This window comes from Paenibacillus melissococcoides, from assembly GCA_944800085.1.
In the GTDB taxonomy this organism is placed as follows: domain Bacteria; phylum Bacillota; class Bacilli; order Paenibacillales; family Paenibacillaceae; genus Paenibacillus_B; species Paenibacillus_B melissococcoides.
The window spans coordinates 345,991-370,829 of sequence record CALYLO010000004.1; the positions used below are offsets into that span (position 1 = coordinate 345,991).

38 protein-coding genes and 1 pseudogene are annotated in these 24,839 nt (G+C 48.1%); 29 read left to right on the forward strand and 10 right to left on the reverse strand.

Annotated elements, in window-relative coordinates:
• Position 1 precedes the first annotated feature (1 nt).
• The 8 genes from OCY70_RS16270 to OCY70_RS16305 all read left to right on the forward strand — a co-directional run bounded on the left by OCY70_RS16270 (position 2) and on the right by OCY70_RS16305 (position 6,142).
• Positions 2-340 (forward strand): GPW/gp25 family protein, encoded by a 339-nt coding sequence (locus OCY70_RS16270; protein WP_213427784.1) that lies wholly within the window; start codon positions 2-4, stop codon positions 338-340.
• Entirely contained in the window at positions 315-1,445 is a 1,131-nt protein-coding gene (locus tag OCY70_RS16275; protein ID WP_213427783.1) for a baseplate assembly protein, read from the forward strand. The genes OCY70_RS16270 and OCY70_RS16275 overlap by 26 nt, the downstream gene beginning before the upstream one ends.
• Complete coding sequence (locus tag OCY70_RS16280; RefSeq protein ID WP_213427782.1) at positions 1,438-1,992, forward strand: phage tail protein I; 555 nt, start codon at positions 1,438-1,440, stop codon at positions 1,990-1,992. The genes OCY70_RS16275 and OCY70_RS16280 overlap by 8 nt, the downstream gene beginning before the upstream one ends.
• A 13-nt stretch (positions 1,993-2,005) precedes the next feature.
• A complete protein-coding gene (locus OCY70_RS16285; protein WP_213427781.1) occupies positions 2,006-3,940 on the forward strand; it encodes a tail fiber protein in 1,935 nt (644 codons plus the stop codon).
• A gap of 17 nt (positions 3,941-3,957) precedes the next feature.
• Positions 3,958-4,299 (forward strand): hypothetical protein, encoded by a 342-nt coding sequence (locus OCY70_RS16290; RefSeq protein ID WP_213427780.1) that lies wholly within the window; start codon positions 3,958-3,960, stop codon positions 4,297-4,299.
• A 221-nt stretch (positions 4,300-4,520) separates the two neighbouring features.
• Positions 4,521-4,934 (forward strand): phage holin family protein, encoded by a 414-nt coding sequence (locus OCY70_RS16295; protein ID WP_213427779.1) that lies wholly within the window; start codon positions 4,521-4,523, stop codon positions 4,932-4,934.
• Entirely contained in the window at positions 4,934-5,125 is a 192-nt protein-coding gene (locus tag OCY70_RS16300) for a hypothetical protein (RefSeq protein ID WP_213427778.1), read from the forward strand. The genes OCY70_RS16295 and OCY70_RS16300 overlap by 1 nt, the downstream gene beginning before the upstream one ends.
• Before the next feature lie 351 nt (positions 5,126-5,476).
• Positions 5,477-6,142, forward strand: a complete 666-nt coding sequence (locus OCY70_RS16305; RefSeq protein WP_261944982.1) for an N-acetylmuramoyl-L-alanine amidase — start codon at positions 5,477-5,479, stop codon at positions 6,140-6,142.
• Between the two features lie 157 nt (positions 6,143-6,299).
• Here OCY70_RS16305 and OCY70_RS16310 read toward each other — a convergent pair whose 3' ends face one another.
• On the reverse strand, positions 6,300-6,545 hold the full coding sequence (locus OCY70_RS16310; protein ID WP_213427776.1) for a DNA-binding protein: 246 nt from the start codon (positions 6,543-6,545) through the stop codon (positions 6,300-6,302).
• A 5-nt stretch (positions 6,546-6,550) separates the two neighbouring features.
• Positions 6,551-7,450, reverse strand: a complete 900-nt coding sequence (locus OCY70_RS16315) for an HINT domain-containing protein (RefSeq protein WP_261944983.1) — start codon at positions 7,448-7,450, stop codon at positions 6,551-6,553.
• A gap of 440 nt (positions 7,451-7,890) precedes the next feature.
• Between OCY70_RS16315 and OCY70_RS16320 the strand changes: the two genes are divergently transcribed.
• From OCY70_RS16320 to OCY70_RS16330, 3 genes are all read left to right on the forward strand, one after another.
• Complete coding sequence (locus tag OCY70_RS16320; protein ID WP_261944984.1) at positions 7,891-8,583, forward strand: DUF3800 domain-containing protein; 693 nt, start codon at positions 7,891-7,893, stop codon at positions 8,581-8,583.
• Positions 8,584-8,840: 257 nt separating this feature from the next.
• Positions 8,841-9,044, forward strand: coding sequence for a hypothetical protein (locus OCY70_RS16325; RefSeq protein ID WP_213427775.1), 204 nt, complete (start codon positions 8,841-8,843; stop codon positions 9,042-9,044).
• On the forward strand, positions 9,041-9,373 hold the full coding sequence (locus tag OCY70_RS16330; protein ID WP_213427774.1) for a YolD-like family protein: 333 nt from the start codon (positions 9,041-9,043) through the stop codon (positions 9,371-9,373). Before OCY70_RS16325 ends, OCY70_RS16330 begins: the two co-directional genes overlap by 4 nt.
• A gap of 197 nt (positions 9,374-9,570) precedes the next feature.
• On the opposite strand, the gene OCY70_RS16335 is transcribed toward OCY70_RS16330, so the two are convergent.
• The 4 genes from OCY70_RS16335 to OCY70_RS16350 all read right to left on the reverse strand — a co-directional run bounded on the left by OCY70_RS16335 (position 9,571) and on the right by OCY70_RS16350 (position 11,060).
• A complete protein-coding gene (locus OCY70_RS16335; RefSeq protein ID WP_213427773.1) occupies positions 9,571-9,822 on the reverse strand; it encodes a hypothetical protein in 252 nt (83 codons plus the stop codon).
• A gap of 320 nt (positions 9,823-10,142) precedes the next feature.
• Complete coding sequence (locus OCY70_RS16340) at positions 10,143-10,361, reverse strand: hypothetical protein (protein ID WP_213427772.1); 219 nt, start codon at positions 10,359-10,361, stop codon at positions 10,143-10,145.
• A 265-nt stretch (positions 10,362-10,626) separates the two neighbouring features.
• On the reverse strand, positions 10,627-10,842 hold the full coding sequence (locus OCY70_RS16345; protein WP_213427771.1) for a hypothetical protein: 216 nt from the start codon (positions 10,840-10,842) through the stop codon (positions 10,627-10,629).
• 62 nt (positions 10,843-10,904) lie between these two features.
• The gene (locus OCY70_RS16350) at positions 10,905-11,060 is read right to left on the reverse strand and encodes a hypothetical protein (RefSeq protein WP_213427770.1); all 156 of its coding nucleotides are present in this window, start codon (positions 11,058-11,060) and stop codon (positions 10,905-10,907) included.
• 483 nt (positions 11,061-11,543) lie between these two features.
• Between OCY70_RS16350 and OCY70_RS16355 the strand changes: the two genes are divergently transcribed.
• Positions 11,544-12,032 carry a helix-turn-helix domain-containing protein gene (locus OCY70_RS16355; RefSeq protein ID WP_213427769.1) on the forward strand — a complete coding sequence of 163 codons (489 nt, stop codon included), beginning with the start codon at positions 11,544-11,546 and terminating at the stop codon, positions 12,030-12,032.
• 14 nt (positions 12,033-12,046) lie between these two features.
• On the opposite strand, the gene OCY70_RS16360 is transcribed toward OCY70_RS16355, so the two are convergent.
• The 4 genes from OCY70_RS16360 to OCY70_RS16375 all read right to left on the reverse strand — a co-directional run bounded on the left by OCY70_RS16360 (position 12,047) and on the right by OCY70_RS16375 (position 14,444).
• Positions 12,047-12,712, reverse strand: coding sequence for a hypothetical protein (locus OCY70_RS16360; RefSeq protein ID WP_261944985.1), 666 nt, complete (start codon positions 12,710-12,712; stop codon positions 12,047-12,049).
• Between the two features lie 83 nt (positions 12,713-12,795).
• Positions 12,796-13,131, reverse strand: coding sequence for a hypothetical protein (locus OCY70_RS16365; RefSeq protein WP_213427767.1), 336 nt, complete (start codon positions 13,129-13,131; stop codon positions 12,796-12,798).
• A complete protein-coding gene (locus OCY70_RS16370) occupies positions 13,128-13,721 on the reverse strand; it encodes an ImmA/IrrE family metallo-endopeptidase (RefSeq protein ID WP_213427766.1) in 594 nt (197 codons plus the stop codon). The genes OCY70_RS16365 and OCY70_RS16370 overlap by 4 nt, the downstream gene beginning before the upstream one ends.
• Before the next feature lie 66 nt (positions 13,722-13,787).
• Positions 13,788-14,444, reverse strand: coding sequence for a helix-turn-helix domain-containing protein (locus tag OCY70_RS16375; RefSeq protein WP_249724902.1), 657 nt, complete (start codon positions 14,442-14,444; stop codon positions 13,788-13,790).
• 182 nt (positions 14,445-14,626) lie between these two features.
• Here OCY70_RS16375 and OCY70_RS16380 point away from each other — a divergent pair, with 182 nt between their 5' ends.
• The 17 genes and pseudogenes from OCY70_RS16380 (at position 14,627) to OCY70_RS16460 (ending at position 24,740) form a co-directional block, all read left to right on the forward strand.
• Positions 14,627-14,896 (forward strand): helix-turn-helix transcriptional regulator, encoded by a 270-nt coding sequence (locus OCY70_RS16380; RefSeq protein ID WP_213427765.1) that lies wholly within the window; start codon positions 14,627-14,629, stop codon positions 14,894-14,896.
• Positions 14,893-15,393, forward strand: coding sequence for a helix-turn-helix domain-containing protein (locus OCY70_RS16385; RefSeq protein ID WP_249724900.1), 501 nt, complete (start codon positions 14,893-14,895; stop codon positions 15,391-15,393). Before OCY70_RS16380 ends, OCY70_RS16385 begins: the two co-directional genes overlap by 4 nt.
• Positions 15,341-16,189 carry a hypothetical protein gene (locus tag OCY70_RS16390; RefSeq protein ID WP_213427764.1) on the forward strand — a complete coding sequence of 283 codons (849 nt, stop codon included), beginning with the start codon at positions 15,341-15,343 and terminating at the stop codon, positions 16,187-16,189. Before OCY70_RS16385 ends, OCY70_RS16390 begins: the two co-directional genes overlap by 53 nt.
• Before the next feature lie 132 nt (positions 16,190-16,321).
• Positions 16,322-16,456: a hypothetical protein gene (locus OCY70_RS16395; protein ID WP_261944986.1), complete on the forward strand. Its 135-nt coding sequence runs from the start codon at positions 16,322-16,324 to the stop codon at positions 16,454-16,456.
• A gap of 3 nt (positions 16,457-16,459) precedes the next feature.
• Positions 16,460-16,648, forward strand: coding sequence for a hypothetical protein (locus tag OCY70_RS16400; protein WP_213427763.1), 189 nt, complete (start codon positions 16,460-16,462; stop codon positions 16,646-16,648).
• Positions 16,645-16,896, forward strand: a complete 252-nt coding sequence (locus tag OCY70_RS16405; protein WP_213427762.1) for an AbrB/MazE/SpoVT family DNA-binding domain-containing protein — start codon at positions 16,645-16,647, stop codon at positions 16,894-16,896. The genes OCY70_RS16400 and OCY70_RS16405 overlap by 4 nt, the downstream gene beginning before the upstream one ends.
• Before the next feature lie 2 nt (positions 16,897-16,898).
• The gene (locus OCY70_RS16410; protein WP_213427761.1) at positions 16,899-18,404 is read left to right on the forward strand and encodes an AAA family ATPase; all 1,506 of its coding nucleotides are present in this window, start codon (positions 16,899-16,901) and stop codon (positions 18,402-18,404) included.
• 3 nt (positions 18,405-18,407) lie between these two features.
• Complete coding sequence (locus OCY70_RS16415) at positions 18,408-18,899, forward strand: hypothetical protein (protein ID WP_213427760.1); 492 nt, start codon at positions 18,408-18,410, stop codon at positions 18,897-18,899.
• A gap of 16 nt (positions 18,900-18,915) precedes the next feature.
• Positions 18,916-19,074 carry a DUF6906 family protein gene (locus tag OCY70_RS16420; protein ID WP_213427759.1) on the forward strand — a complete coding sequence of 53 codons (159 nt, stop codon included), beginning with the start codon at positions 18,916-18,918 and terminating at the stop codon, positions 19,072-19,074.
• 5 nt (positions 19,075-19,079) lie between these two features.
• A pseudogene (locus tag OCY70_RS16425) lies at positions 19,080-20,009 on the forward strand (RecT family recombinase).
• Positions 20,006-20,758 carry an MBL fold metallo-hydrolase gene (locus OCY70_RS16430; RefSeq protein ID WP_213427758.1) on the forward strand — a complete coding sequence of 251 codons (753 nt, stop codon included), beginning with the start codon at positions 20,006-20,008 and terminating at the stop codon, positions 20,756-20,758. The pseudogene OCY70_RS16425 and the gene OCY70_RS16430 overlap by 4 nt, the downstream one beginning before the upstream one ends.
• A 12-nt stretch (positions 20,759-20,770) precedes the next feature.
• Positions 20,771-21,625: a hypothetical protein gene (locus OCY70_RS16435; RefSeq protein ID WP_213427757.1), complete on the forward strand. Its 855-nt coding sequence runs from the start codon at positions 20,771-20,773 to the stop codon at positions 21,623-21,625.
• Complete coding sequence (locus OCY70_RS16440) at positions 21,597-22,100, forward strand: DnaB-like helicase N-terminal domain-containing protein (RefSeq protein ID WP_249724899.1); 504 nt, start codon at positions 21,597-21,599, stop codon at positions 22,098-22,100. Before OCY70_RS16435 ends, OCY70_RS16440 begins: the two co-directional genes overlap by 29 nt.
• Before the next feature lie 29 nt (positions 22,101-22,129).
• Positions 22,130-22,930 carry a DnaB helicase C-terminal domain-containing protein gene (locus tag OCY70_RS16445; protein ID WP_261944987.1) on the forward strand — a complete coding sequence of 267 codons (801 nt, stop codon included), beginning with the start codon at positions 22,130-22,132 and terminating at the stop codon, positions 22,928-22,930.
• A gap of 231 nt (positions 22,931-23,161) precedes the next feature.
• A complete protein-coding gene (locus OCY70_RS16450; RefSeq protein WP_213427756.1) occupies positions 23,162-23,602 on the forward strand; it encodes a hypothetical protein in 441 nt (146 codons plus the stop codon).
• Complete coding sequence (locus OCY70_RS16455; RefSeq protein ID WP_213427755.1) at positions 23,599-24,279, forward strand: hypothetical protein; 681 nt, start codon at positions 23,599-23,601, stop codon at positions 24,277-24,279. The genes OCY70_RS16450 and OCY70_RS16455 overlap by 4 nt, the downstream gene beginning before the upstream one ends.
• Entirely contained in the window at positions 24,276-24,740 is a 465-nt protein-coding gene (locus OCY70_RS16460; RefSeq protein WP_213427754.1) for an ASCH domain-containing protein, read from the forward strand. The genes OCY70_RS16455 and OCY70_RS16460 overlap by 4 nt, the downstream gene beginning before the upstream one ends.
• The last annotated feature ends 99 nt before the right edge of the window (positions 24,741-24,839 follow it).

Below are 24,839 nucleotides of genomic sequence, written 5' to 3' on the forward strand. Positions count from 1 at the left end.
CATGAACGAAGTCGCTGGAAAAAGTGAGCCTATAGACTTTGGTGCGACAGGGCCGAATGAAGTAGCTCAAAACATCCGAACCATCCTTACCACGATTCAGGGCACGGTACCGTTGGACCGAGGGCTCGGGATGGAAATAACGGCACTTGATACACCGATTGAATGGGCGAAGGCGCAATTGACAGCCCAAATATACGACCTGCTGCAGGAGTACGAGCCACGCGCCGAGGTGCTAGAAGTCAATTTTAAGCAGGAAGAACGGGGCGGGAAGCTCATTCCAATTGTGAGGTACCGCTTGAAAGAAGGTGAGGAAGATGACGACACAGACGAATATATTTGAGCTTCCGGACATTGAATTCGTCTCGGTTGATCCCACGAAAATCCGCAATGACATCATAACCGTATACGAGGCAATCGCAAAAAAGAAGCTATTTCCGGGTGATCCGGTGCGGCTTTTTTTGTTGTCAGTGGCCGATATCATCGTCCAACAGCGGATCGTGATCAACCAGACCGCGAAGCAAAATCTGCTGCGCTACGCCCAGGGGGATTATCTCGATCACCTTGGGGCCATGGTCGAGACGGAGCGGCTGGAAGCAGCTCCAGCGATGACAACGGTCCGCTTTCATTTGTCCTCCCCGCGGCCGGAAGCGGTACTGATCCCGGCAGGCATTCGGGTGAGCCCTGGCGGTGAGTTGTTCTTCGCCACGACGACCGTCGGCGAGATCAAGTCCGGCGCGCTGTATGTGGACGTCTCTTGTCACTGTCTGACGCCCGGCCGCGCCGGAAATGACTTTATCCCGGGCCAGATCAATACGCTGGTTGACCCGTTACCGTGGATTGACCGGATCGAAAACATCACCGAGAGCAGCGGCGGAACGGACCGGGAAGACGATGACCGATACCGCGAGCGCATCTATGCATCGCCGGAGCGCTTTTCCGTGGCGGGGCCAACCGGCGCATACGAGTATTGGGCCCGCAGCGCCCACAAGGATATCCAGGACGTGCTTGTATGGTCCCCAGCTCCTGTAGAGGTTGAAATCCGCGTGCTGATGCAAGGCGGTGAGCTGCCAACCGAGGACATAATTAGCGCCGTAAGTGAGGCGTGCAACGATAAGAGAGTACGGCCGCTCACAGACCGTGTGACTGTACTCGCTCCGGACGTGGTGAGCTACGACGTCGACCTGACATACTGGATCGACTCGCGAGACGCGACGGACGCGGCAGCCATTCAGGCCAAAGTACAGCAGGCCGTCACCGGGTACGTCGAATGGCAAAAGGCACGAATTGGCCGGAATATCATCCCTTCGGAGCTCATCCGCGCAGTCATGAATGCAGGGGCCCGCCGTGTGGCCGTCAAGTCACCGGCGCACACCATCATTGATAAAACGCAAGTCGCCATCGCTGGCGTGCCGAAGGTGACGTATGGAGGGCTTGAGGATGATTGACATCGGACGGATCCGGTTGATTGACTTGATCCCCCCGAACCTCCGGGAGGATGAAAATGTTCGCGCAGCAGCCGAGGCAATTGATTCCGAGCTGCACGCGGTGACGGAGCTCATGCCCAATGTGGCGATCCTCCACCACATCGACACACTGGATGAGGAGTGGGTAGACGAGCTGGCATGGCAATTCCACGTCGATTTCTACGATTCATCTCTTCCCCTTGAACAAAAGAGGGAACTTGTAAAAAACTCGCTTGCCTGGCACCGTCGAAAGGGCACGCCGTCGGCGGTGGCCGAGCTCATTACGACGATATTCGGCAGCGGACAGGTGAGCGAGTGGTATGAGTATGGCGGGCAACCAGGTTACTTCCGCGTGACGACATCGGACCCGTCCGCCACAAACGAGCGAGCTCAAGAATTTTACAGGGCAGTCGAATCGGTCAAGCGATTATCCGCGAAGCTTGAACAAGTGATACTTGAATCGACCGAGAAACTACAGTTATATCACGGTTCGGCCATTCTCGTAAGCGAAAATATCTTAATCAAGTAAAGTAGGTGATTCAATGTCATCGTTCACCAAAGGACTGACGAATAAAGGAATTTCATTACAAGCAAAGGCGCAAGCCGGGGCAGAACTGAAGTACACGAAGATTGTTCTTGGGGATGGTTACCTTGCCGGGCAGTCGATTGCCGCGCTTACAAATGTAATAAGTCCCAAAAAGACCGCAGATATTGCCCGACTGAAAATGACCCCTCCCAATCAGGCACGAATTGGGTTTATCTTGTCCAACCAAGACATCACGACCGGGTTTTACTTTCGGGAGCTCGGATTGTATGCGCTCGATCCCGATGAAGGGGAGATCTTGTATTGGTACGGGAATGCGGGCGATACAGCGGATTATATTCCTCCCAAGGGTGGAAACGATGTTATCGCCAAGAATTTCGATGCGCTTGTTTTGGTGGGACAGGCTCAGAATGTTACAGCGATCATCAATGAGTCGCTCGTATATGCAACCCACGATGATGTAGCCGAAGCCCTGCAAGAGGCAAGGAAGTACACGGATGAGCAAAACAACGCAAGAATTCTTGCTCCGAAAGCATTCACGGCCGAAGACTCAGGGGATGCGTACCCCAAGGGCGTGTCCATGTTTTACCTTGATGCGGATGGCATGCAGAGCGGGTGGCCGTTTAACAATGGACAAGTTCTCACTTTTGTGACAGGAAAAAACAGAGTATCACAATTAGTATTCGAGACAAACATAGCCACACAGCGCATCTGGACACGTAGGTGGTCGAGCTCCCAAAAGGCTTGGTCGGAGTTTCTGCAAATAGAAACTACGACCGGATCGGCGGAAAAGGTCGTTCAGGCGCTGGAGGAGGCAAAGGCATACACCGATGATAAGACAAGCAACATTGATGCCCCGGTCAAGGCGGTAAATGGTAAGACGGGTGACGTTGTGCTAACTGCGGATGATGTCGGAGCTGCACCGAAGGATCATAAGCATGATGCATCCGACATCAATTCAGGTACAATTGCTGCTGCACGGTTGCCATCTGCAACTACGGGGGCAAAGGGAATTGTGCAGTTATCGGACGCTGTGAACAGCACGTCTACGACACTGGCGGCCACAACAAACGCGGTGAAAAAGGCGTATGACGAGGCGCTAGCTGCAAAGCAATCTGGAGTTGATGCCAAGCAACAGACAGTGGACGCCATCAACTCCAAGGGAGGCAATGCGTCCACAAATGATTCATGGGCTTCTCTGGCTGCCGCAATCAGGGGTATTCGACAGGCTACAGGAAGCTTGGATGTCTCCAGTACATTCTTACGTAATTTCCGTTATGATTACGCGAGTTCGAACGGCCCTGAATATGGAAAGAAGGGATTCATCAACACCAAAAATAATTTCCTGTTTTATAAAACGTACTATGAGCATCCGTACTACAAACCACACCTTATAGAGGTTACACCATCAGGTACGATTGTCAGTAGTATAAAGTTAGGACCAGACTTCCCGTACTATATGGGTACATGGAGAAGCCCAGGTGTTGTCGGTGACGATATCGTTGTTTACGGGCGAGAAATGCCAGGAAATGAATACACACTATATGCGTACACACATAACGGAACGCAAATTGCGGTAGTGGAGCCAGTTAATATTGACACCGTGGCATACGTAGCAGATGCTTGCAAAGACGGATCAAACACGTTTTTACTGTATTATAAGTCTCCAAGTGGAGGCCCTACAGAAATAAGGACTGTTACACAGACCGTACTTTATCAGGTTGATAACAGCCCAAATGGATTGGCGTCGTTTGGCGCTTCCGCATTCCTCAGCAAGACCAAAATAATGCTAACGCTGTATAATACCTCTGAAGTCTTTGGAGAAATTGTCATGCTAACAAGGAATGGGACGACATTCAGCGCTGCGCGATCTGGAGTCGGCACAGGACTTGACTACCCGGCAACACTACTCGCTATGTACGCATACAGATAAAATAGGAGGAATAAGCTATGATAGGATTGAAGATTATAAACGTTGTGCCAGAGCGCAGCGGGAACTTAGACTATAAGGGATTGGATATTAACCTATTCGTGGCGGGTTCCCAAATCTACCCTCCGGGAACACGTGACTGCTATGTCATAACAGCGCAGGTGGATATCCCGAAACATGAGGATATCCACCTTGTAACGGAGGCCGAATACGAAGCGGCATACAACGCCGAGCGGGAGCGTCAGCAAGAGCCCGGGCCGATTGAACAATTGAAGGCAGAGAACGAAGAGCTACGAAAGCAGCTTGACGCTTTGCAGTTGGCTGTAATGGGTATGATGGATACGCCGGGAGGTAATGCATAATGAAGAGCCTATTTTTCGGATTTCTGATGGACTGCTGGAAAAAGGGATTTGCCGACGAAACGAAGCTGCAATCATACGTCCCAAAATACATTTCGAATGAAGAGTGTCAAGAAATCATAAAAACCACAGATACGACGGAATAAGCGCCATACCATAGGGTAGGCGCTATATTTATGCCCTCGGGATACCCGGGGGCTATTTCATTTGAGGGGGATCAACTCATGGAAAGATTGGATTTAGTTTTGAAATCAGCCTTCGCGGCTGCAGGCGGGGCGGCGGCTTTTTTGTTCGGCGGCTGGCCGGCGCTGCTGCAAGTGCTCCTGATTATCGTCGCAATTGATTACGTAACGGGCGTAATGGCGGCCGGTGCTGAAGGAAAATTGAAAAGCAGCATCGGACTCATTGGCATTGCACGGAAAGTGTTTATCTTCTTCGTGGTAGCCGTGGCTCACCAGGTGGATACGGTCCTGGGCGATCAACACATGCTGCGCGACGCGGCGATTTTTTTCTATTTGGCCAATGAGCTGCTGTCGATCATCGAGAACGGCGGCCGCCTTGGCGTGCCACTCCCGCCAGTCATAAAGCAGGCGGTCGAGGTGCTAAAGGGGAAAGGAGGCGCAGGCGGTGAGCGTTGATGACCAAAAACGTTGCTCACGATGCGATGAATCCAAACCAGCAAATGAATTTTACAGACAGCGACGCAGAGCAGACGGGCTTCACCCATGGTGTAAATCGTGTTGTTCAGAGTACCGAAAGGCTAATCGTGACTCCTACAATGCGCGAGAAAGAGAACGTTGGGCGACAGACCAGCAATATAGAAATATGAGGCTTAACATTCAAAGAAAATGGATTGATAAGAACAGGGAGCATAAAAGGCTAAAGGAAAAGGAGCGCAGACTGAGAGTTCCCGAGGAATACCGCCAGCGAGCGGACCGGTATACCAATGCACATAAGGAAGAAGTGAGAATTATGGCGCGTGCACGATCATCCGTGTATCGCGCCATTTCTTCTGGGAAGCTGTATCGACCGAGCAAGTGCGAGTGGTGCGGGACTGAGTGCAAACCAGAAGCAGCGCATTACGATTATTCAAAACCGCTTGAAGTTAAGTGGCTTTGTAAGCCATGCCATGCTAAGTGGGATTACCAAGAGCCTAAAATTATGGGGAAGGTGAATTTGCATGTATAAGTATATAGTTGATCATATCCCGCGCAATACGCCCAACAACAGGCGTCCTGGAATTGCGATGACCGCCAATACATTAACGGTTCACACGACGGGCAATCCAGATTCATCCGCCCGTAATGAACGAGGATGGCTCACAAACCCAGAGAACGATCGAACGGCATCTTATCACATTGTTATTGACGAATACGAAGCCATAGAAGTTTTACCACTCAATGAGGTTGCGTGGCATGCTGGGGACGGCAACGGGGACGGCAATCGGCGCTCCATTGGGATTGAGATATGTGAAAGCGGGAACTACAGCAAGACGTTAGAAAACGCAGTAGACTTGATCGCAAAGATGCTGAAAGAACGCGGATGGGGAATTGACAGACTGCGCCGACATTATGATTGGTCGGGAAAGATATGTCCACGACTCATGTATGATGGGGGAAAATGGACGGCGTGGGAGCGGTTTAAACTGATGATAGAGAAGGAGCTGGAGAGAATGGAGAAACCAAAGCAGCCGGATTATGCCGGCCATTGGGCAGAGGCGTCTATCCGGCGCGTTATGGACTCGGGAATTATGAACGGTCGGGGAAACGGATTCGCGCCGAATGAACCGATTACGCGGGCAGAGATTGCTGTTGTAGTAGATCGTCTGTTGAAAAAGCAGGGGTAATATAAGGTCTGGGGCCAAGCCTACTCCCTGTTGCATGATAAGAGCCGCGGGATCACTCCTGCGGCTCTTACCTAACGCGAAATGAGAGCGTGTATGCACTTACCGAAATAAAAAGAAACCTTGAAAGGTACGAAGCCAATCAAGGTTAAAGCAATTCTTAACTTTTGAACTTATTTATCCAATCCATAATATCTTGTTCTACATGTAAGTATTCGTCTGGCGAGTCTTTTATATCAACTCCTGAGGTGATTTTCAAAAGCTCCCAAACTTCTTCATCCGTTACAATGGGCTCATCTTGCATTACAATTTCGGAAGCCCAATCAGCTACTTCTTCCCTTGATAAACTGCCTTGTAAAATTGACAATAATTTACTAATAACTTCTTCTTTTGTCGGTTGTTTCAAGTGAATCACCACTGTCCAATGTAGTTTCTATTATTATCGAATCGATAATGAACTTTATTACCACCAGTAAACTTAGTGTCGGGTCTAACCTGTCTTATATTACCAGACTGGTCTAAAGTCTCATGCCATGTTCTCTTATTATTTGTTTGCGGACTCCACTCTCTAACCAATCTTCTTCCTATCATTTCACCAAGTTTTTTAGCAGGCATTACTTCTCCATAGTACCTTATTCTTCCGTCAGGTAGCTCCCTTACTTGAGAGTTTCCGTATTTTTCTGTTTGTGTGAGGTGGGTTTTGTACTTTTCATATTGTGCTATATTTTGTGCACTGTTACCCGTCCCCTTAGGCGCCTGACTATAGCCTCCTCCTGAAGGCGCCCTCATCGGTATACTTCTTGCCCCGGCTCCACAATTATGAGTCCATATTTCTAACTCGGTTACGAAATAATTATGTACTCCTTCGACACGGAAGTTGTATACGGTCGTGCTGTTTTTCTTAATCTCGATCCGGTCGATAGGATACGGCTTGCCTTCTGGATTCTGAAGCAGGTCTCCGACCTTCAGATACTGTGCCTCAACCCAACCTTGGCCGGGCACCCAGAAGGGATGCTCTTCCGTTGTTGTTATCGTAATTCCTTTGACGGTAATGCGATATGTCTCATCTGCCTGTCTCTGGAATAACTCGATAACTCTATGATACCCTGTTTTTCCCGTTGTTTCATCTTTCGTCTGAACGAGATCTCCCACGCTAATTTGTTCAATCGGCTTAAATCCCGCCTCGGTCCGCACCGGCGTACCAGCAGAGAAACAATGCAAATTGCAATTAGCGATGGATTGAGCAGAAGCAAGAGGAATGCTTGTGAATGAAAGGATAAAAAATAATATCAAGGTAATAAACTTTTTCATGTTAGTCTCCTTCTTGTAAAAGAAATTCAATTGGATGCATTCATCATCGGTTACGGAATACTGTCGTCCATGCATTTCATGTCCATGCTTCGGTTGATATTAAGCAATGTCTTCCCCCTTATCTCGTCACACAGCTAAATTGTCTATATATGGTGCTGGATGACGTATATTCCTTGTCAAAAAATGACGTTTTTGAGTATACCAAAAAATGACGGATTGTGTCCTTGTTTTTGAAAATACTTTAAAGATTTGTAATAAACTCCGAAATGATGGGTTCGAGGTCAACTGCAATAAGATTGGAGAGGGAAGCTGGAATAGACTGCTTCTTGCTCCGGTTCAAACGGAAGCGACACTTTTTTACAAAGACATAGGTGTAACTATACATTTGTAAAAGTGTATATTTTCCAAAAGATATAGTATAATGATCCTAATACATAGACATGCTAGACTATTACATATTCCTGGGTGATGATGTGAATCTCTTTTTTGACGAATCGGGTAACATGGGACGAGACGGAAGATACTTTACAATTGCTTGTGTGGCTTGTAAAAATGATAAACAATTAAATAACGCTTTAAGTAGGGCGGAATTAAAAACAAAAAGACAATTTCCTTATTTTAAGAGGTTTCAGGAAGTAAAGGCTAGTGATTCAAATCCCGTCATCAAAGATTATTACCTAAGAAAGATAGCGTCTAAAGAAGTGGAAATAAGATATATAGTGGCGGATTTAGAAAATGTAAAAAGCAGACTAAAAGAAGATTCAAATCTTTTGTATAACTATATGCTCCATTTTCTTATTACGCCATACGCAAGAATCCCCAATGTTAACCATCTTAATATTGTCCTGGATAACCGGACTATAAGGGTGCAATCAGTTAATTCTTTTGCAGATTATATAAAAATAAAAATGCAATATGAATTTCAGTGCAGGTATTCAATAAACGTGAAATACATGGAGTCCCAAAACTCTTACGGTATTCAGGCTGCGGACTTTATTGCTAATGCTGTTCAAACAAAATATGAATATGATTATGGATATTATTATTCATTATTTGAAAATAAAGTTGTACAGCGTGAGTTATTTCCAAGAGCATATTTTGGAACCAGTAAAGTTTTAACAATCAACAGATAAACAATTTTTCTCAGTTAAATCTTTACTTTTTCCTTGTTCTGGTGTATCCTAAAGTTACCTAAAACATGCGCGTGTAAACCCAATAAATACGTGTGACAATACTTAAACACATAAACTGCCTGTGTGGTAGTCGTATTATTGGTAGCGCGCATGCATGAAGAAAATCACCCAACTCCCTTTCTGGGAGTTTTTTTGTTATTGAAAAAAGAACATATATTCCCGTATAATGAGAACAAATGTTCTAGGAGATGGTGACAATGAGACTGGACCGCTACATAGGCCAGCAGGTTGAAATTATCTATGAGGATCGCAATGGAAGCATCTCGCAGCGGCGGATCGTCGTGCGCCGTATCCGTGACGGCGTGCTGCACGCAACATGCCTGACAGCGGGGGCGTGGCGCCCGTTTAGGCTTGAGCGTATCTTGTCCTGGCAGCCAGCCGGGAAGGGGCGGACAGCGTGAGCGGAAAGTTATCCGGGAATGGTATCTGGGAAAGCTCACGGTTCATTGTCCCTGAGTTCCGGGAAGCGCTATTGAGGCGGCAGCGGGAAAATGTAAGACGTGAGCGGCCGCAGCTGGATGAGATGGTATGGGATGAGATTAGCAGAAGCCTGCAGGAATCTCTTGAAGACAGAAAGGCTCTTACGTTAGAACTGTTCGATCCATTCGAGCGACGAGAAGTGACTGGCGTTGTAGTGGACATAGATATGATTGGGCAGCGTGTACGGCTGCAGCAAGACAATGAGAGGTGCTGGATACGTGTAGAGGATATATTTGGGGTGTTATCGTGAAGGACTGGAGAGAGGAATTACGATCGGCAGAAAAGCCGGCGGCAGCGAAGCCGAAAGATCCAAGTTTGTGCAGTTGCATGGCCGGAATGAAGGGGAAATGGATACAAGGGGTTTATACCTGTATCCGATGTCAGAAGCCTGTATATGATACGTTCGGAAAAAGATGAGCCCCGGAGCGTTCCGGGGCTTTCTCTTTATTATGACTTCGCCCAATCGAGTAGCGTTTCAATGTGTCTGATGCTCGCGTCGCACATATAGGTGAGACCATAGGGGCCGTAGTATCCTGCAATGATCATTCTGCCGTATTTCGTTTCGACTAAAAACTCAAAAGCATAAAAATGCTCCGACTTTGTTATGACTGATTTTAGGATCTCGCCTTGCTGCAGCTTTATTTCGAGACTGCGGACGTCCTCAGTGCTCATGATATCCTTAAGTTCATCAAGCGTCATTGTAATCATCCTCCCGGAGATAGAATATGTGGTACTTTCCCCGTACATACCATTTGAGAGGGGCCGCAGCCCCTCAGCTTTTCATCGGTTCAACAACGGTCCGGTATGCTTGATCCAGCCGCCTAATTTCCGTAATTAGTCGCGAATCCGATAGATCAGTCCAGCCCAATATTATTCGGACCTGATTCACATAGAATGTGTGGGCCTCCCGCTGAAGAGCGGCCCGATCGAGTTCATTTACAAATGTGCGAAACACCTTCTCGTATGGAGTCATGATTTTTCCTCCGTATGAAAGAATGAGTGGGGGACGAAGCACTGTGTTATTCAACGATTCTCACACGATACCCGACTCCAAAACCATCTGCATCGATATATTCCACCTTTGCAGTTTGTCCTTCATCGGGATTGCCATCATCTGAAAAAGGCTCAGTAAGGTAGTTTGCTTCACCGAATTTTTTCAAAGCTTCATAAAAATCGTCAGCCAGAACTACCCCGGCGAAGCGACCATCTTCCAAGTACGTAAAACGGTATCTGTTCATCTCAATCCCTCCCACATACCGACCAAAGAAATTGAGGCTCTGCTCGCAGGTAGCCTGTCCATATGAGTACAGTGTAAGGACCGGACCATCTTACGAAGGGTACTCGTGCGAAGCCATCTAGCATTTCCACGACTTCGCCCTTTTCTCCATGCATGGCGTCGTCGCCATACACGCGAACCCAATCACCCTTGACCATCTGATTACCTCCCCGCGTAATTTGAGAGGGGCCGAAGCCCCGTTCTTAGTAAACGAACTTCTCAACGAGTCAGTCCACCATCACCTTGTTGTAATCTGCCGCACCTAATTCGCGATTCCGTGAGTCCTCAATAACGCGAATTTCCTCGATGCCGTCTTTATCACGCCAACTTCGGAGTAGCTTATCCACCCCTCTAGTAACTGCTTCGACCTTGTTTCGAGCTCTCAGGTTTGTATAGTGCTTCATACCTCGGCTTATAATCTCAACTGTATAGATATTTTCCATCCCGAAACCCTCCCCGCGTACGCCCGCCGGCTTAATTGAGAGGGGAGCCGAATCCCCCGGCGTTACATTTGCTTGATTGCAGCTTGCATTGTAGGCTCTTTCCAGATTGTCAGTACTTCCGACTTGTATCGCTCGATTGCTTCCGGAGTGGCACCGCGTGATTTTCGGGCGGCAATGACCCGTTGTATTGCTGCGATTATTTCTATAGGTTCGTACATAGAGATGACCTCCATTTATTTGAAAAGCAGAATCCCTAGAATCACCAGGTTAATGAGGGTATTGGCAACCATGACTACTACAGTGATATTCTGCATCTTTTTCATCGTATCCCTCCAAATTTTTTATGGTATACTGTTCTCGACGACCGAATCACTACCCGCCCCCGAAGGGGCGAGTAGCTTCTTAGTCATTTGTCCTTGATAAGGACGAGGACTAAGGTGGAGATGGCGACTAGGAGTTGGATGATGGCCGTGAGAAGCAGCACCCATTCTCTTGTCGCATTGACTCGGTCGTCTTTTTGCTGTGGTTTTGGCATTGGTGGCTTGGACTGTTTTTTATTTTAACTCAAGTTGGTCACCTCCTTTCTACACTTCAATTATACAACGATATGCGTTGAATGTCAACGAGATATGTTGAATAATTTATCGAAAAACGTTGATTGATTTTTCGATAATGGGTATACTGGACTTGAGGTGATTCTGATGCTCAAACTTAAATTGGAGCAAATCATGGCTGAAAAACGAATCAAAAGCACGAGAGAGCTTAGCGAAATGACAGGCATTCGATGGAATACAGTCAGCGATATGGTGAAAAATACGGCGAAGCATTGGGTGCCGGAGAATCTGGAGAAATTAATGATCGCATTGGAGCTCGATGACGTAAGCGAGTTGATCGAATGGGACAAAGAACAGGATGCGGCGGGCTCAAAAAACATGGGAGAAACGAACGTTCCTTTTGGGTACAAAATGCAGGACGGAAAAATAGTCCAAGATGAATATCAGGCATCAATTATCCGTCTTATGGCCGAATTATACCTGCAACACGAATGGGGCGGGGTAGATCTCAAGCGTATATTCCGAGATCTCGATATTCCATTAGATGGAGAGGGAGAATTGAGCGAAGAACAAAAGCGTTTGATTAGAGACGAATTTATCAAGCGAATCCCTGAACAAAAAGAGCCCCGGGAATAGTTCCGGGGCTTAGTCTATTTTGCATTTACCAGTTGGTCTATAGCATCTTTGAGTTCTGATTCAGATTTCAAATCTCCCATCTTGTCGAATGTCTCTTTATTCTTCTCTGCTATGTATTCCGGAAGTAGTTCTTTGAAAACTTTCTCGACGTCCTCATATTTGTCTTCTTCAATATGACGGGCCGCTTGCATGAACTTTTCGGAATCGCTTTTTTGTATCAGAATGACATTGGAATTTATGATCTTCGTTACCGATTCTCGATCATTTGCTGGCAAACCAGTCCCAGCTTGTAAATATAAATTCATGGCGTGGAGAGCCATAATGGCAGCTTGCTTTTCCGTATCCGTTTTTTTAGATTGTGGTGGAGCCTCTCCACCCAACTCGGCGTAAAGCTTCTTTACCTCTTCGACCTCGCCTTTTTCGATATGCTCCGCTATCTGTAAAAACTTTTCTCTGTCAGGTAAAGAAACTTCTTCAGAAAATGTTCTTATTGCTTTTACGCTAGAATCATGGGACTCGTCTTCACCCTGTAATAAGTAATATTTTACTTCTAACATTAATGTGTTTTTGTAGTCTTCCTCTCTGGAAGATGTCGACATCTGCGCGGTGTCTACCGAGGTGCCGCCGCAAGCGCTCAACATCAGAGCCAGCCCCAAAAATAAAGCTGTAATTCGCTTCAAACATATTACCTCCCCTTAAATTGGTTTCAGGGGTATTGTACCATTCAGAAAAAATGATAACTATGTAATAAATGTAATTTTGTTTACCTGTTCTTCCTGCATGAAGTCATAATAAGAACCTCCTCAACATCCGACAATTGTATGTATAGCTGCTCGATCTCGTGGGTCCCGGAGCGGGTAGCGATCTGAGGCAGGTTGATCCCAAACTGTCCCGGTGCATCTCGATTTATTATCAGATCCTCCAGCAACACCGAAGCACCCACGACATCCCCTAGATCCAACGGATCAAATTCCTCGAATGGCTGCACAGGATGCACGAACAATACCCGTGTCCAATCCTCATTTCCTGAGAGTTTTATGATTAATTTCATTTGGTTGATGCCGTATGTATAAAAATCCGATATAACTCCTAGCCTCATGCCTTGGCCCCCATTTGCTTATTTAATTGATTTAAAATCCGCAAAGTTTCTATTGACCATGCCTTTTGTTCTTCTTTCTGCGGCTCCATCATTTTTCTATTTTCTTCCCAAAGCCGACTTTCAAAAAGGCGACGCTCGATCTGATGCAACCGGTCTTTTGCCAGTTGATGAGATACCCTGAACTCCTGTGCTAATGTAAAAATTGCTTCACGCTGAGTTGGCGGCAGTCCCAACTGCTTGATCATGTAGAACGGCATAGCTGCATACCGTTGAAACCACCCTGATTCCATCTCTTGGCGCTGTTCGAACAGCCTGGGCATGATTCGTTGATCGCCAACATGTCGGAGCACATGGCATAGTTCATGAAAGAAAATATCTCGCATTTGTATTTCGTCTAAATGCTTGTTCAGGAAGATGACGCCTGAGACATTACAAGAAAAAGAGTGATGATCGTAATAAATGATGTCGATGCCGAATGCCGCAGCGATGCAGTCGATATCCAGATCGGACGGCTGCCTGAATCCGTGTTGGTGGTATTGATGGTACACCCATTGTTCCAGTTCTGTTTCTCGATACAGCGACAAATCCATGATGTTCCCCCTTGATATGCGAAAGTGTGTTCGGTTTTTTGAGGAAAGGAAAAGCCCGCTTAGGGCTTATTTGTCTTTTATTTGCTCCATCAATTTCTTTTTCTGCTCACGGTATGCCTTCAAGGCAGCCTCCATTACCTCAATTTCATCTGGAGTATATTTTTCTGATCCACCGTAGAAGTTCATGCCCACGGGTTCATTTGCTTCAGCCTGTTGAATCAGTGATTCCACGGCTTCAAGAACTGAATGCTTGAAGCGGGAACTATTACTTTGCTGAATTTTGCTACAGAATGCCTTGAAGTTTTCATCACTGTAAAGAATGCTAATTGTCATTTTAACTTTTTCTTTAGTGATTATTTTCTCCATCGAATTAAAAAACTCGTCATACTTTACATGTTTTCTCTTGATCAAACTCTGGAGCTTAGTGAAGCGATCACGTAACTTTTCGTTCAACTCTGAATCAAGAAAAAACGGGTGTTTTTCTTCGTCAGTCAAATCATCCAAGTATCCGGCCTTTTCCATGAGATCAAAATAGGAGTAGTTATATGCCTCTGAAAGTTTCTTTAATGTCTCAGGGGTGGGTTTTATAGGCTTGTTAGTACCTCGCCGGTAACCTTTCTCAATGTCTGCGATGTAGGTGTGACTCAACTCGGTCAAAGCCGCAATATCCCTGAGGCTTCTTTTCCCTCTCAGTTCCCTTAGAAACTCGCCTAATTCATTCATATCTACATAACTCCTTAATCCCAATGATACTTAAAACCTGATACATATTGTAAAACAAAATTTACAAAAAGAAAAGTATAACATAAATTTTCCTAAAAAAATAGAATTGATGTTCGTGTTTTTTTGGAATAGACTTGAACTTGTAAACAATGTGCAACAGAAAGAGAGGTGAATTATGCAGGATGAACAATATTGTGAAATACCTTCGGCGAAGCAAAGACTTTGATTTAACACAAGATGAATTGGCGGATCTCATTGGTGTTTCCAGAGCGACCATTTCATCGATTGAGAATGGGGCGAATACATCTATTGACATCGCTTTACGTATTTCTAAAGTTTTTCAAATGGATCCACGAGAAATTTTTTTTACACATGATGTTGCACAAAGTTTACAGAATGGTGTTAGCAAGCAGCAAGAGTTGACGGATGTGGAAACAGAGGTGCCACTATGAGCAGAACCAAAATTTCGAAAGAGCGGCTGCTTAGGACGGCCGAACGGGCAGGGACCTCAATTGAGTTCCATCCGCAAAGCCCTTGTTGGGCGAAGGAGCCGGGGGATGTCAGTTGGAAGAGATGGATTCAGCTTTACTACAGAATAGATGCAAGAATCCGAAAAGCAAAAATGATAGAAAGCAGAAGCTGGATTCTGTCAGGCACGGATTCACAAACTGCATTCGGAAAGTTCCTTCGAGAGGAACGGATGCGCAAGAAAATGACATTGACTAAACTGTCGTTTGCATCTGGCGTGAGTGTGGCCCAAATTTCAAGAATCGAAACCGGACAGCGAAGATCGCCGCGTCCGGAAACAATCTGGAAACTATCAAAGGGCTTAGGTCTGGATTACGAACTGCTTATGAAAGTCGCCGGATATTTAGACATGGGGGAGGGAGCAACAGATGAATCAACAAGCGCTAATCGAAAGCAAGACACTGCGGGAATCGGTCATTGACCGTACAGACGTACTGGAAAAGGTAAAGAAGCTGACAATGCTGCCGGATGACTTGCATGTAAGCGTAGAGATGGCCGCGGAGTATTACGAAGTAGGAAAAGAAGCAATTAATTCTTGCATCAAAGACAACAGAGGAGAATTGGAGTCTGACGGGTTGCGAGTATTGACGGGAAATGAACTGAAGTCCTTTAAGGACATGGGTTTAATTGGAAAGAATGCATCGGCCTTCACTGTCATCCCACGGCGGGCAGTCCTCCGCATCGGAATGCTCTTACGGGACAGCACCATTGCCCAGACGGTGCGGAGCTACTTACTGGATGCAGAGCAGTCGCACCCGGTCAGGGAATCGGCCGACACGCTACATTTCCGAAAAGAGATGATGTTCCTTGAGGCGGCGAGCAATATACTCCGGCTGCCGGAAAGCGGGAAGCTCAAGCTGATGGGCGACTTTGCTAAAGCGCATCGCCTCAATGTTCCATTACCAGCATACGCGGTCAATGAGGATGTTACGGAATCAGCGACAGTCCTGCTGAAAAAGCATGGTGCACCGTTCGGGGCTGCAAGGTTCAACACCCTGCTAATACAACACGGGCTGCTGGAGGAGCGGGAGCGGCCTTCCAGCAAAGGCGGAGTAAAGATGTTCAAGTCCCTCACTGAGACAGGGTTGAAATACGGGAAGAACATCATTAGCCCGGCCAACCCAAGAGAGACACAGCCTCACTACTACGCCAGCAAATTTGAGGAGCTATTAAAGATCATCAAGAATCCGGGAGGTGGTCACAATGCCGATTCCTGATGAAATTCTTGACCAACTGGCCGAGAGATACCAACGTGCCTGCATCGACTCGGACCGCTACCCATTCGGACGATGGGCCGCGGTGGAGGCAGAGAAGATGGGGTTCAGATTATAAACGGGAGGTGATGGAGAATGTCGAAGCTGCAAAGAATGCGCGTATGCTTGAACCTGCTACAACTGGAGGAAACGGCGGAATCTCAAGAAATGCGCCGGGTCTACCGCCAGCAATACGAGCTGCTGAAGCACAAGGCTAAGAAAGGAGAATGAAACATGGATCGATTTGAACAGGGGCTACCGGATCCGCAGGAAGCCGAGGTTATCGACTACTGCCCATGCGGCGGTGAAATTTATGTCGGCCAGAATGTAGTAAGGAAAGGGAAAGAACTGTATTGCAGTTTTGAATGCCTGGCCGACTCAATGGGCGCCGTTACCATCGCGGCAGGGGGGGAAGAAGCATGAGCAAAACGACGGGCATCGTCCGACACATTGACAATGTTGGCAGGATCGTCATTCCGGCAGAATTACGGTCCACTCTGGGCATGCCGGAGGGAACGGCCGTTTCAATTGAATCGAATGGTGTCAGCATAACCGTTCGCAAATATGCACCAAGCTGCACGTTCTGCGAAAGCCTAGAGCGGATGGATTCATTCAAGGGCAAGCCGGTCTGTCAAAAATGTAAGGCGAAGATCGCGGAAGGGGAGGGGTAAGCTTGGCAATCACATTCAATAAATTGGGCCTCGTGTGCTTCAAAAACCATAGGGACCTAACCGTCAACTTTGGGCCTATCACACGCATCACTGGCGCAAACGGCGAAGGAAAATCCAGCATCGGCGAATCCATTCCCTGGGCTCTTTACGGAGTGGACACGTTCGGTAGCAAAACAGACCCATCACCGACTACATATGAGTTTGAGCAGGTCGAGGCTCATTTGCTGCTGACGGTTGATGATAAACGAATCCTTCTGAGCAGGGTGCTTCCCAAAGGAAAGGCAGCGCGCTTCTACATCAATGAGGTTCCGAAAAAGGCAAAAGAATATGAAGCGTTCGTTGAGCAATTGTTCGACAAGCAATTATTCCTATCATTATTCACGCCAACCTATTTCTTTACGCAACATTGGGAAGAGCAGCGGGCACAACTGCTGCGGTATGTGCTGCCGCCATCGAACAAGGAAGTATTCGCCCAACTGCCTGCGCCGCAGGCGGACAAGCTAGCCGCGTTGGTCAAGAAGAAATCTCTTGATGACCTCGAAGCACAGCACAAAGAAAACCGCCGGAAACAAGACAAGGCGCTAATCGCTGCCAAGAGCCGCACAAAAACGCTGGAGGAGCAGCTGCATGCTATGCCGGACATCGACGGTATCGACTCCGCGGCGCTCGCCGAGAAGCTGCGCGAGGTGGACGAAAAACTCGCCAACATCAAGAGTGAACAAGCCAAAGCACGTGAGAACAACAGCCGGATCGAGCGCTTAAAGACTCAACTTCAAGTGACGCTGGACGGAGCGAACAAAGTCCGGGAAGACTTTACGAAAATGAAGGCGGAACCGGTTGAGGGTACTTGCACCGTGTGTGGACAGACGCTGGCCGAGGAAGCGGCTGCCGTTGCCGCGGGGAACAAACAGAAGCAGATGGATGAATTCCGCAGCAGATATCAGATGTTATCTGATCAATACTCCCGAATGAAAGAGGAACTTGCGGTCCTGAAGGTGATAGAGGTTGATGATACATCCGAACTCTTCCAGCGGCGCGCCGAGATCGAAGCGGAGCTGAAGGCGCTCGAAGCACAGGATCGCCTGGCGCTCGCCATCGAAGAGGCCAAGCAGGACGAAAAGGCTATCCACGACAGCTATACGGAGTCGGTGTTCATTCTCGATACGATAAAGGCATTCCGTGCCAAGGAAGCGGAGCTGATGGCGGAGAAGGTCGGCGGGTTGTTCGAAACGCTGACGCTGAAGTTATTCCAAGAGAACAAGACGGACGGCGAGCAGAAGCCGCACTTCGAGGTTGAAATGGATGGGAAGCCCTACCGGAAGCTATCCACAGCAGAAAAGATTCTGGCAGGGCTCGAACTTATCAGCGTCTTGAGCCAACAAAGCGGTGTTGCAGCACCAGTCTTCGTTGATAACGCTGAATCGATCATCTCATACAAAGCTCCTAACAGTCAATTGATAGAATGCCGTGTAGCGGACATGCCGCTTACGGTTCAGGAGGTGCAGTAGTCAGTGATAGACATAAAAAGCTGCGTCGCATGTGGGTGGGGTAGAAGTTTTACACCGCCAAATGAAATTGACCAACAGGAAAAGAAGCACGGCGAATACATCTGCGTGAAATGTGAGGACGTCTTCGAAAGCATTCTTAATGCGCCAAAAGGGGAAGAGTTCACAATCAACAAGGGATATGGCTCGCCTTGTGAAGCTCTCATTACTGATACCAATATTTATTATTTTGACGGCCCGAAAGTATCCGATCCCAATAGCAGCTTCCTTGGCTTCGGCGGATGTTGGTTTTTAGTCACTAAGACATATCCACTTGAATACGGGGAAGTTCGTAAGGTGATGGTCACGAACAACCTTTGGCATAGTAGACGGGTGCCTGCAAGTTATCGGGAACGGCTACGACAGGCAGACAAGATTGATTCAACCGTTGTTGGCATCGAACGAAGTCAACTGGTTGATTTTAAGAAGTTGCTGAACGGCATTCCATATCTCAACTAGTAGGGGGCGAGATATCTTGAAAAACGGCAAAAAGCCAACGCGTCGCCAGAAGAGCGCTATCGAGTGGGCAGGGCTTAGCCCTGAAAAATGGCTTGTCGCAAAGTCCGTCGGCGGCATGCTCCACTTAATTCATAGATTTACAAACAAGGAACGCATTATACCAATGGGGGAATGAGAGAAATGAGCAAATCCACAGCAGTTCAAATCAATACACAAGCGGTTGTCGGCGGCTTCTCGCAGTCGGAGCTCGACACCTTAAAATCTACTATTGCCCGCGGCACAACGGATGAGCAGTTTGCGCTTTTCGTTCAAACATGCGCACGCTCCGGACTTAATCCATTTCTGAATCAGATTTACTGCATTGTGTACAACGGCAAGAACGGCCCTGTGATGAGCATCCAGATCGCCGTAGAAGGTGTCGTTGCTTTGGCTAAGAAACATCCACAATACAAGGGATTTATCGCCGCATAAATCCGACAAAATGATCATTTCAAGGCAAAGATTCATACCGGAGAAGTCGAGCACGAACCGGATGTGATGAACCCGGGGGAAACGATCGGCGCGTACTGCATCGCATATCGTGAGAATGCTCCAAATGTATTGGTCATTGTGCGGAGGGATCAGGTCGAACACCTGCTCAAAGGACGTAACGGCGATATGTGGCGGGATTACTTTGATGACATGGTAGTGAAGCATGCAATCAAGCGAGCGTTCAAGCGTCAGTTCGGGATTGAGGTTTCAGAAGATGAATACGTCCAGCCGAACTCGCTTGAGAATACGCCATCTTATGAGCCACCAGCGCGCCGCGACATCACGGCCGAGGCGAGCCAATCGGAGCCGGAGAAGCTGACGAAGCCGAAACCGCAACCACAACCGCCATCCGATGACACGGAGACAAAGAAGGTACGCCGGCAGATCGTAGCGGCATTCAAAAAGCTGGGCATCACAGATGAAAAGGCAATGGCGGAGTACACCGCGAAGCGCATGAAGCAGAAGGGCGACAAGCCAACGCTGCAGGAGCTTACGGGCCTCCTTAAAATCATGGAACTGGAGATCGAGGAGCAGCAGGACATCGCCGCAGCCGCTAGCGGGCTGGAGCCACTGGAATGATACAGGTCAAGGTTCTCGCATCCGGTTCGTCCGGCAACTGCATCTGGCTCGGTAACGGAGAGGTCAACATCCTGGTTGATGTAGGCCTCCCAAAGACCAAGATCGAGAAAATCATGCTGCAGCAGGGGATCGACCCGACGAAGATCGAGGCAATTTTCATCACGCACGAGCATGGGGATCACATCAAAGGCATCGCCCTGGCCGAAAAGTACAAGATCCCGGTACATGCCAGCGCGGGGACATTGAAAGGCATAGGGGACGTAGAAACGGCTTCCCCCATGCGTCCGGATGCACTGATTATGTTCAACGCGTTCGATGATTCAATAATGCGAGTTCGTCCCTTCGCCGTCTCCCATGATGCATATGAGCCGTTTGGCTTTACAGTGCAGGATAAGGATACGAAAGTCAGCATCATGATGGATACCGGCACGGTGACGGGGCAGATGCTGAAGGCCATGGAAGACAGCGATATCTATGTTTTCGAATGCAATCACGATGTAGATATGCTGACCAACGGGGAGTATCCGGAGATCACCAAGTCCCGGATTCTCTCCGACACCGGGCACTTGTCGAATCAGGCCGCGGCGGCAGCGCTGGCCCGGTTGCTGCGAGGCAAGGGGGAGCATATTTATCTGACGCACATGAGCAGCAGTAACAATATGCCGGCGCTCGCCGAAATGACAGTGAAGCGGGCGCTGCGGGCGAAGGGACTCAAGGCAGGGGAGCATTATTATTTACACGTTGTTTAGGGGGTGTGAGCGGTGCAGGCGGGATGGATCAAGATTCACAGGAAAATAGCAGACAACATGATATTCAAAGATCCATTCTTCCTGAAACTATGGATGCTCTGCTTATTAAAAGCCGCTCACAAGCCCTATCGACAATTCATAGGAAAAAAATCAATTCCTTTACAAGCGGGGCAGTTTACCACAGGGCGGACCTCATTAGCGGGAGAGTTTAACGATGGTTTGCAGAAGAAAGACCAACGCAGCCCCGCGACCATCTGGCGAATGCTGCAGGTGCTTGAACGCGAAGAGATGGTCATGATTAGCTCCAACCGCAGCCATAGCATTGTGACTGTCCTCAACTGGAGCGAGTACCAGGATGAGAGCGGGCCGGGGGCGGCGCCGGAACCGGATACAGGCGGAGACAATCCGGAAGCCACCCAGCCGCCCGCCAAGCCGACGAAGAAGAAGCCGGAGAAGTTCGCGGAGGACAGCACTTATTACAAGATGGCCACCTACTTCCGGGAAAAGGTGGATGCCATGGCCGCTGAACATGGGCTGCAGCACTTGACCAAGCGTGCAAACATGCAAAGCTGGGCGAAGGATTTTCAGTTGCTTGTTGAGCGCGACGGCCAAAAGGATAAGTATCTGATTCTTGCGGTAATGGAATGGGTGGTGCAAGACGACTTTTGGATGGACAAGGTTCTATCTGCAAAGAAATTTAGGGAGCAGTTCCCGAAGCTTGTACTTGCTATGCAAAAGGAAAAAAAGAAGCCACATATGCCGACCACGCGGGAACGGCAGCAGCAACTGGATTACGATGATAAATTACGGGAATGGGTGATGCAGGGTGAAAACCCAGATGATTTCAGATATGACGACACTTCATGATCTGGCGGCGGAACAAGCGGTGCTAGGCTCCATATTCCTGGATTCCGCAGCAATCAATGACATTATGTTTCTATCCCCGAGGGACTTTGCAAATGAGCAGCATAAGTTGATTTTCGAGGTCATGCTTCATCTATCAAAAAATGATATTCCTATCGACATTGTGACATTAACAAGCGAGTTTCAAAAATTCGATCGATTGAAGGATATGGGCAGCGTCTCATATCTCTCACGGCTGGCTGGCTCGGCGCCGTCGGCCGCGAACGTCGAATATTACGCAAAAATCGTACGCTCAAAAGCTATCCGTCGGCGGGCAATTGAATACGGGAATAAGCTGATTGAAATGGCTGGCGAAGAATTTGAAACGGATGAGGAATTCTTGGCCGCGGTTGAGGAAGAGATTTTGGAGCTCAGGCCGACCACCTTCACGAAGATGAGAAGCTTTAAAGAGTCCAGGGAGGACTATTTAATCACCTGAAGGAGAAGGCGGCAAAACTCAAGACAGGGTTGTTCAAACAATACGACGAATGGGCTCAGTTGTGGCGCGGGTGGCTCTACATTCTGGCCGGACGGCCGGGTGTCGGGAAGACGGCGAAGGCCCTTCAGATGGCCTATGGCATCGCCGAATTTAATCCAGGCGCGGGCGCCATACTCATCTGGTCGCAGGAAATGGACGAAAACGAAGTGAAAGACCGGATGGTATCAATGGTTGCGGGCGTGAACTACCCTCGCCTTATCAACAAAGGCGGTCCGGAAGGCTTCACGGATAAGGAATGGGAAAAGATCGAGATGGCCTACTACAAGATCGAGCGGCTGCCAATCCACGTCCAGGACTCCGCCGGCGTTACCATCGACGAAATCCGCGCCACGGTCAAGCAGTTTCGAAAGCGGTACGGCAAAGTGGCTGCTGTCATTGTGGACTATCTCCAGATCATGGAGATACCGCAGAAAAAGAGCGAGACGCGGGCGCAGGCTATCGGAAAAGTTACGCGGACCGCGAAGCACATCGCCCGCCGCAACAAGCTGGTTTTCATCCTGCTATCACAGCTCGACCGTTCCGTCGATAACGAGGAGCCGAAGCTCCGCCACCTGAAAGAGTCCGGCAGCATCGAACAGGATGCCGACGTTGTAGAATTCCTTTGGTACAACCACAACGACCAGCCGGACCGAACCAAGAAGATGATCGATTCCATCTTTGCCAAGGGGCGGAATGTGGGAGTGAATCGCTTCCGCTTAGAATTCCAGTGGTGGTACCAGAAATTCGTCGAGGTCCCGAAAGAACTGCCGAAGACGAAAAAGGTGAAATGACATGGAAATCCAAAACGAGGAGCAGTATCAGGAGACGCTGGAACGCATTCTAAAGGGCGCTGAAATGATAGAGCACCCATTGACTACGCCCGAGAATCGCAAGAAATACATGCAATTATACGATTCGTTATGTTTGGCAGTACGAAAATACCATGCCCGCGAGTATTCATCAAAATTCCCGTATATGCGAAAGGGATACGAGGAATGCGGGCTATTAGGAGGAGAGCCAAGATGAATAAATCAGCATATGCACATTGCATGTTGTCAGGTCTACAAGAGCTTTTAGAACACCTCGAGACGAGTTCTTGTAAACACGGGCTGCCAATCAAGGCTGACTGTTACGTATGCGGGCTTGAGGCGGAAGTTGTGCGACTACGAGAAGCAGTTTACACAACCTACCCGGCCATGATAACGGATCGTGATGTTGCGCTTCGCGAATCGCACAATGAAATTAGACGCCTGAGAGAAGAGCGTTTCGAATATGAAAAGCTTGCTGCCCACTATCAATTCTTATTATCTGAGGCATTACGTGAACTTGAATGGTACGCTGATTCAGTTAATTGGATCCAAGGGAAGTTTGAAGGGAACGAATTTATATCTGCTTTGAAAGAAGATGCTGGTTCACGAGCGATCAGGGCCATAGACCGCATACAGGAGGAGATGGGGAAATGAGTTACTATGATGATTTTTACTATGAACCATCGGAATTCGAGCAGCAGATCGAATCGTTAAAGGAATCGCTGGTAAACGCCGTCAAGGATGAATATAAGGCGGAAATGGAACGGTTGCGGAAAGAGAATGCGGAACTGCAAGTGGTAAAGCAAAACTTCGAAATAATCAAGTCTGAATATCGAAAAAAAGAATTGGAACTTGAACAGAAAAAGAAAAGCATTCTTCGTGAGGTGCGGAACGAACGACTTAGCAAGCTGATGGAAGGTATGTCGATGGACATGTACACGGTCAATTGGGAATACGTTCAAGGTGAAAAGTGCCAGAATTGTGATGCATACAGACGTATCTACTTTAAAAGTCCGCAAGGTAATCCCCTTTCAGAAGACTGCTTGTGTAAGAAAGCGAAACTAGTATATACGCCAGGTATGGCAGTGTGCTACGAATTTAAAGTCCAAACCTGGGGTGACTGTAATGGATTGGTGCTCCGTTACGTGTGCCAAGCCAACAAGCACGAAGACATTATGAGCTTTTCAGGAAGGACCATTTCATATGTGACTAGCGAAACAACTTCCAACGACTATGAAAAAATGGACACGTACAAAGCTCTGTTCAAAACAGTTGAAGAATGCCAGGCATACTGCGATTGGCTGAATGCCAAGGAGGCTGGGGACTCATGAAAGCTATAACAATCATTCAGCCATGGGCGACGCTGATCGCCCTTGGAGCGAAACAATTTGAGACACGCAGCTGGGCGACAAAGCACCGCGGTGACCTTGCTATCCATGCCGGCAAGCAGATCGACCGTGAAGCCTGCGAGCAGGAGCCTTTTCGAAGCGTGCTTGCCCGCCACGGATATACGGCGGACAACCTGCCGACCGGGGCGGTGGTGGCGGTATGTCGGATTGTTGACTGCTGGGAAGTCAGTCGCTGTCTGCGAGGAGACGTAGTGCTTGAAAAAGATGGTGGAAACACGATGCGAGAAGACCCAATTGGTAAGCAAGAGGAGGCATTTGGCTGGTACGACGACGGACGATACGCTTGGGACTTGATACAAATCCGCCAACTGCCGAAGCCAATCCCAGCCAAGGGACAACAAGGGCTGTGGAATTGGAGTTATGAACGAAATGAAAATTGTTAAAGCCAGTGGGCTCGACGGTTGGAACATGTCCGTGAGTATGCTTTTCGGTCGAAGTCCTAAGTTTGATATACGATGCGGGAATTGTAAAAGGTGGTTCTC

Coding starts and splice junctions, on each gene's coding strand:
- OCY70_RS16270 (WP_213427784.1), top strand. CDS start 2: ATGAACGAAGTCGCTGGAAAAAGTGAGCCTATAGACTTTGGTGCGACA.
- OCY70_RS16275 (WP_213427783.1), top strand. CDS start 315: ATGACGACACAGACGAATATATTTGAGCTTCCGGACATTGAATTCGTC.
- OCY70_RS16280 (WP_213427782.1), top strand. CDS start 1,438: ATGATTGACATCGGACGGATCCGGTTGATTGACTTGATCCCCCCGAAC.
- OCY70_RS16285 (WP_213427781.1), top strand. CDS start 2,006: ATGTCATCGTTCACCAAAGGACTGACGAATAAAGGAATTTCATTACAA.
- OCY70_RS16290 (WP_213427780.1), top strand. CDS start 3,958: ATGATAGGATTGAAGATTATAAACGTTGTGCCAGAGCGCAGCGGGAAC.
- OCY70_RS16295 (WP_213427779.1), top strand. CDS start 4,521: ATGGAAAGATTGGATTTAGTTTTGAAATCAGCCTTCGCGGCTGCAGGC.
- OCY70_RS16300 (WP_213427778.1), top strand. CDS start 4,934: ATGACCAAAAACGTTGCTCACGATGCGATGAATCCAAACCAGCAAATG.
- OCY70_RS16305 (WP_261944982.1), top strand. CDS start 5,477: ATGTATAAGTATATAGTTGATCATATCCCGCGCAATACGCCCAACAAC.
- OCY70_RS16315 (WP_261944983.1), bottom strand. CDS start 7,450: ATGAAAAAGTTTATTACCTTGATATTATTTTTTATCCTTTCATTCACA.
- OCY70_RS16320 (WP_261944984.1), top strand. CDS start 7,891: ATGCTAGACTATTACATATTCCTGGGTGATGATGTGAATCTCTTTTTT.
- OCY70_RS16325 (WP_213427775.1), top strand. CDS start 8,841: ATGAGACTGGACCGCTACATAGGCCAGCAGGTTGAAATTATCTATGAG.
- OCY70_RS16335 (WP_213427773.1), bottom strand. CDS start 9,822: ATGACGCTTGATGAACTTAAGGATATCATGAGCACTGAGGACGTCCGC.
- OCY70_RS16340 (WP_213427772.1), bottom strand. CDS start 10,361: ATGAACAGATACCGTTTTACGTACTTGGAAGATGGTCGCTTCGCCGGG.
- OCY70_RS16345 (WP_213427771.1), bottom strand. CDS start 10,842: ATGGAAAATATCTATACAGTTGAGATTATAAGCCGAGGTATGAAGCAC.
- OCY70_RS16350 (WP_213427770.1), bottom strand. CDS start 11,060: ATGTACGAACCTATAGAAATAATCGCAGCAATACAACGGGTCATTGCC.
- OCY70_RS16355 (WP_213427769.1), top strand. CDS start 11,544: ATGCTCAAACTTAAATTGGAGCAAATCATGGCTGAAAAACGAATCAAA.
- OCY70_RS16365 (WP_213427767.1), bottom strand. CDS start 13,131: ATGAGGCTAGGAGTTATATCGGATTTTTATACATACGGCATCAACCAA.
- OCY70_RS16370 (WP_213427766.1), bottom strand. CDS start 13,721: ATGGATTTGTCGCTGTATCGAGAAACAGAACTGGAACAATGGGTGTAC.
- OCY70_RS16375 (WP_249724902.1), bottom strand. CDS start 14,444: ATGAATGAATTAGGCGAGTTTCTAAGGGAACTGAGAGGGAAAAGAAGC.
- OCY70_RS16380 (WP_213427765.1), top strand. CDS start 14,627: ATGAACAATATTGTGAAATACCTTCGGCGAAGCAAAGACTTTGATTTA.
- OCY70_RS16385 (WP_249724900.1), top strand. CDS start 14,893: ATGAGCAGAACCAAAATTTCGAAAGAGCGGCTGCTTAGGACGGCCGAA.
- OCY70_RS16390 (WP_213427764.1), top strand. CDS start 15,341: ATGAATCAACAAGCGCTAATCGAAAGCAAGACACTGCGGGAATCGGTC.
- OCY70_RS16395 (WP_261944986.1), top strand. CDS start 16,322: ATGTCGAAGCTGCAAAGAATGCGCGTATGCTTGAACCTGCTACAACTG.
- OCY70_RS16400 (WP_213427763.1), top strand. CDS start 16,460: ATGGATCGATTTGAACAGGGGCTACCGGATCCGCAGGAAGCCGAGGTT.
- OCY70_RS16405 (WP_213427762.1), top strand. CDS start 16,645: ATGAGCAAAACGACGGGCATCGTCCGACACATTGACAATGTTGGCAGG.
- OCY70_RS16430 (WP_213427758.1), top strand. CDS start 20,006: ATGATACAGGTCAAGGTTCTCGCATCCGGTTCGTCCGGCAACTGCATC.
- OCY70_RS16440 (WP_249724899.1), top strand. CDS start 21,597: ATGATTTCAGATATGACGACACTTCATGATCTGGCGGCGGAACAAGCG.
- OCY70_RS16450 (WP_213427756.1), top strand. CDS start 23,162: ATGAATAAATCAGCATATGCACATTGCATGTTGTCAGGTCTACAAGAG.
- OCY70_RS16455 (WP_213427755.1), top strand. CDS start 23,599: ATGAGTTACTATGATGATTTTTACTATGAACCATCGGAATTCGAGCAG.
- OCY70_RS16460 (WP_213427754.1), top strand. CDS start 24,276: ATGAAAGCTATAACAATCATTCAGCCATGGGCGACGCTGATCGCCCTT.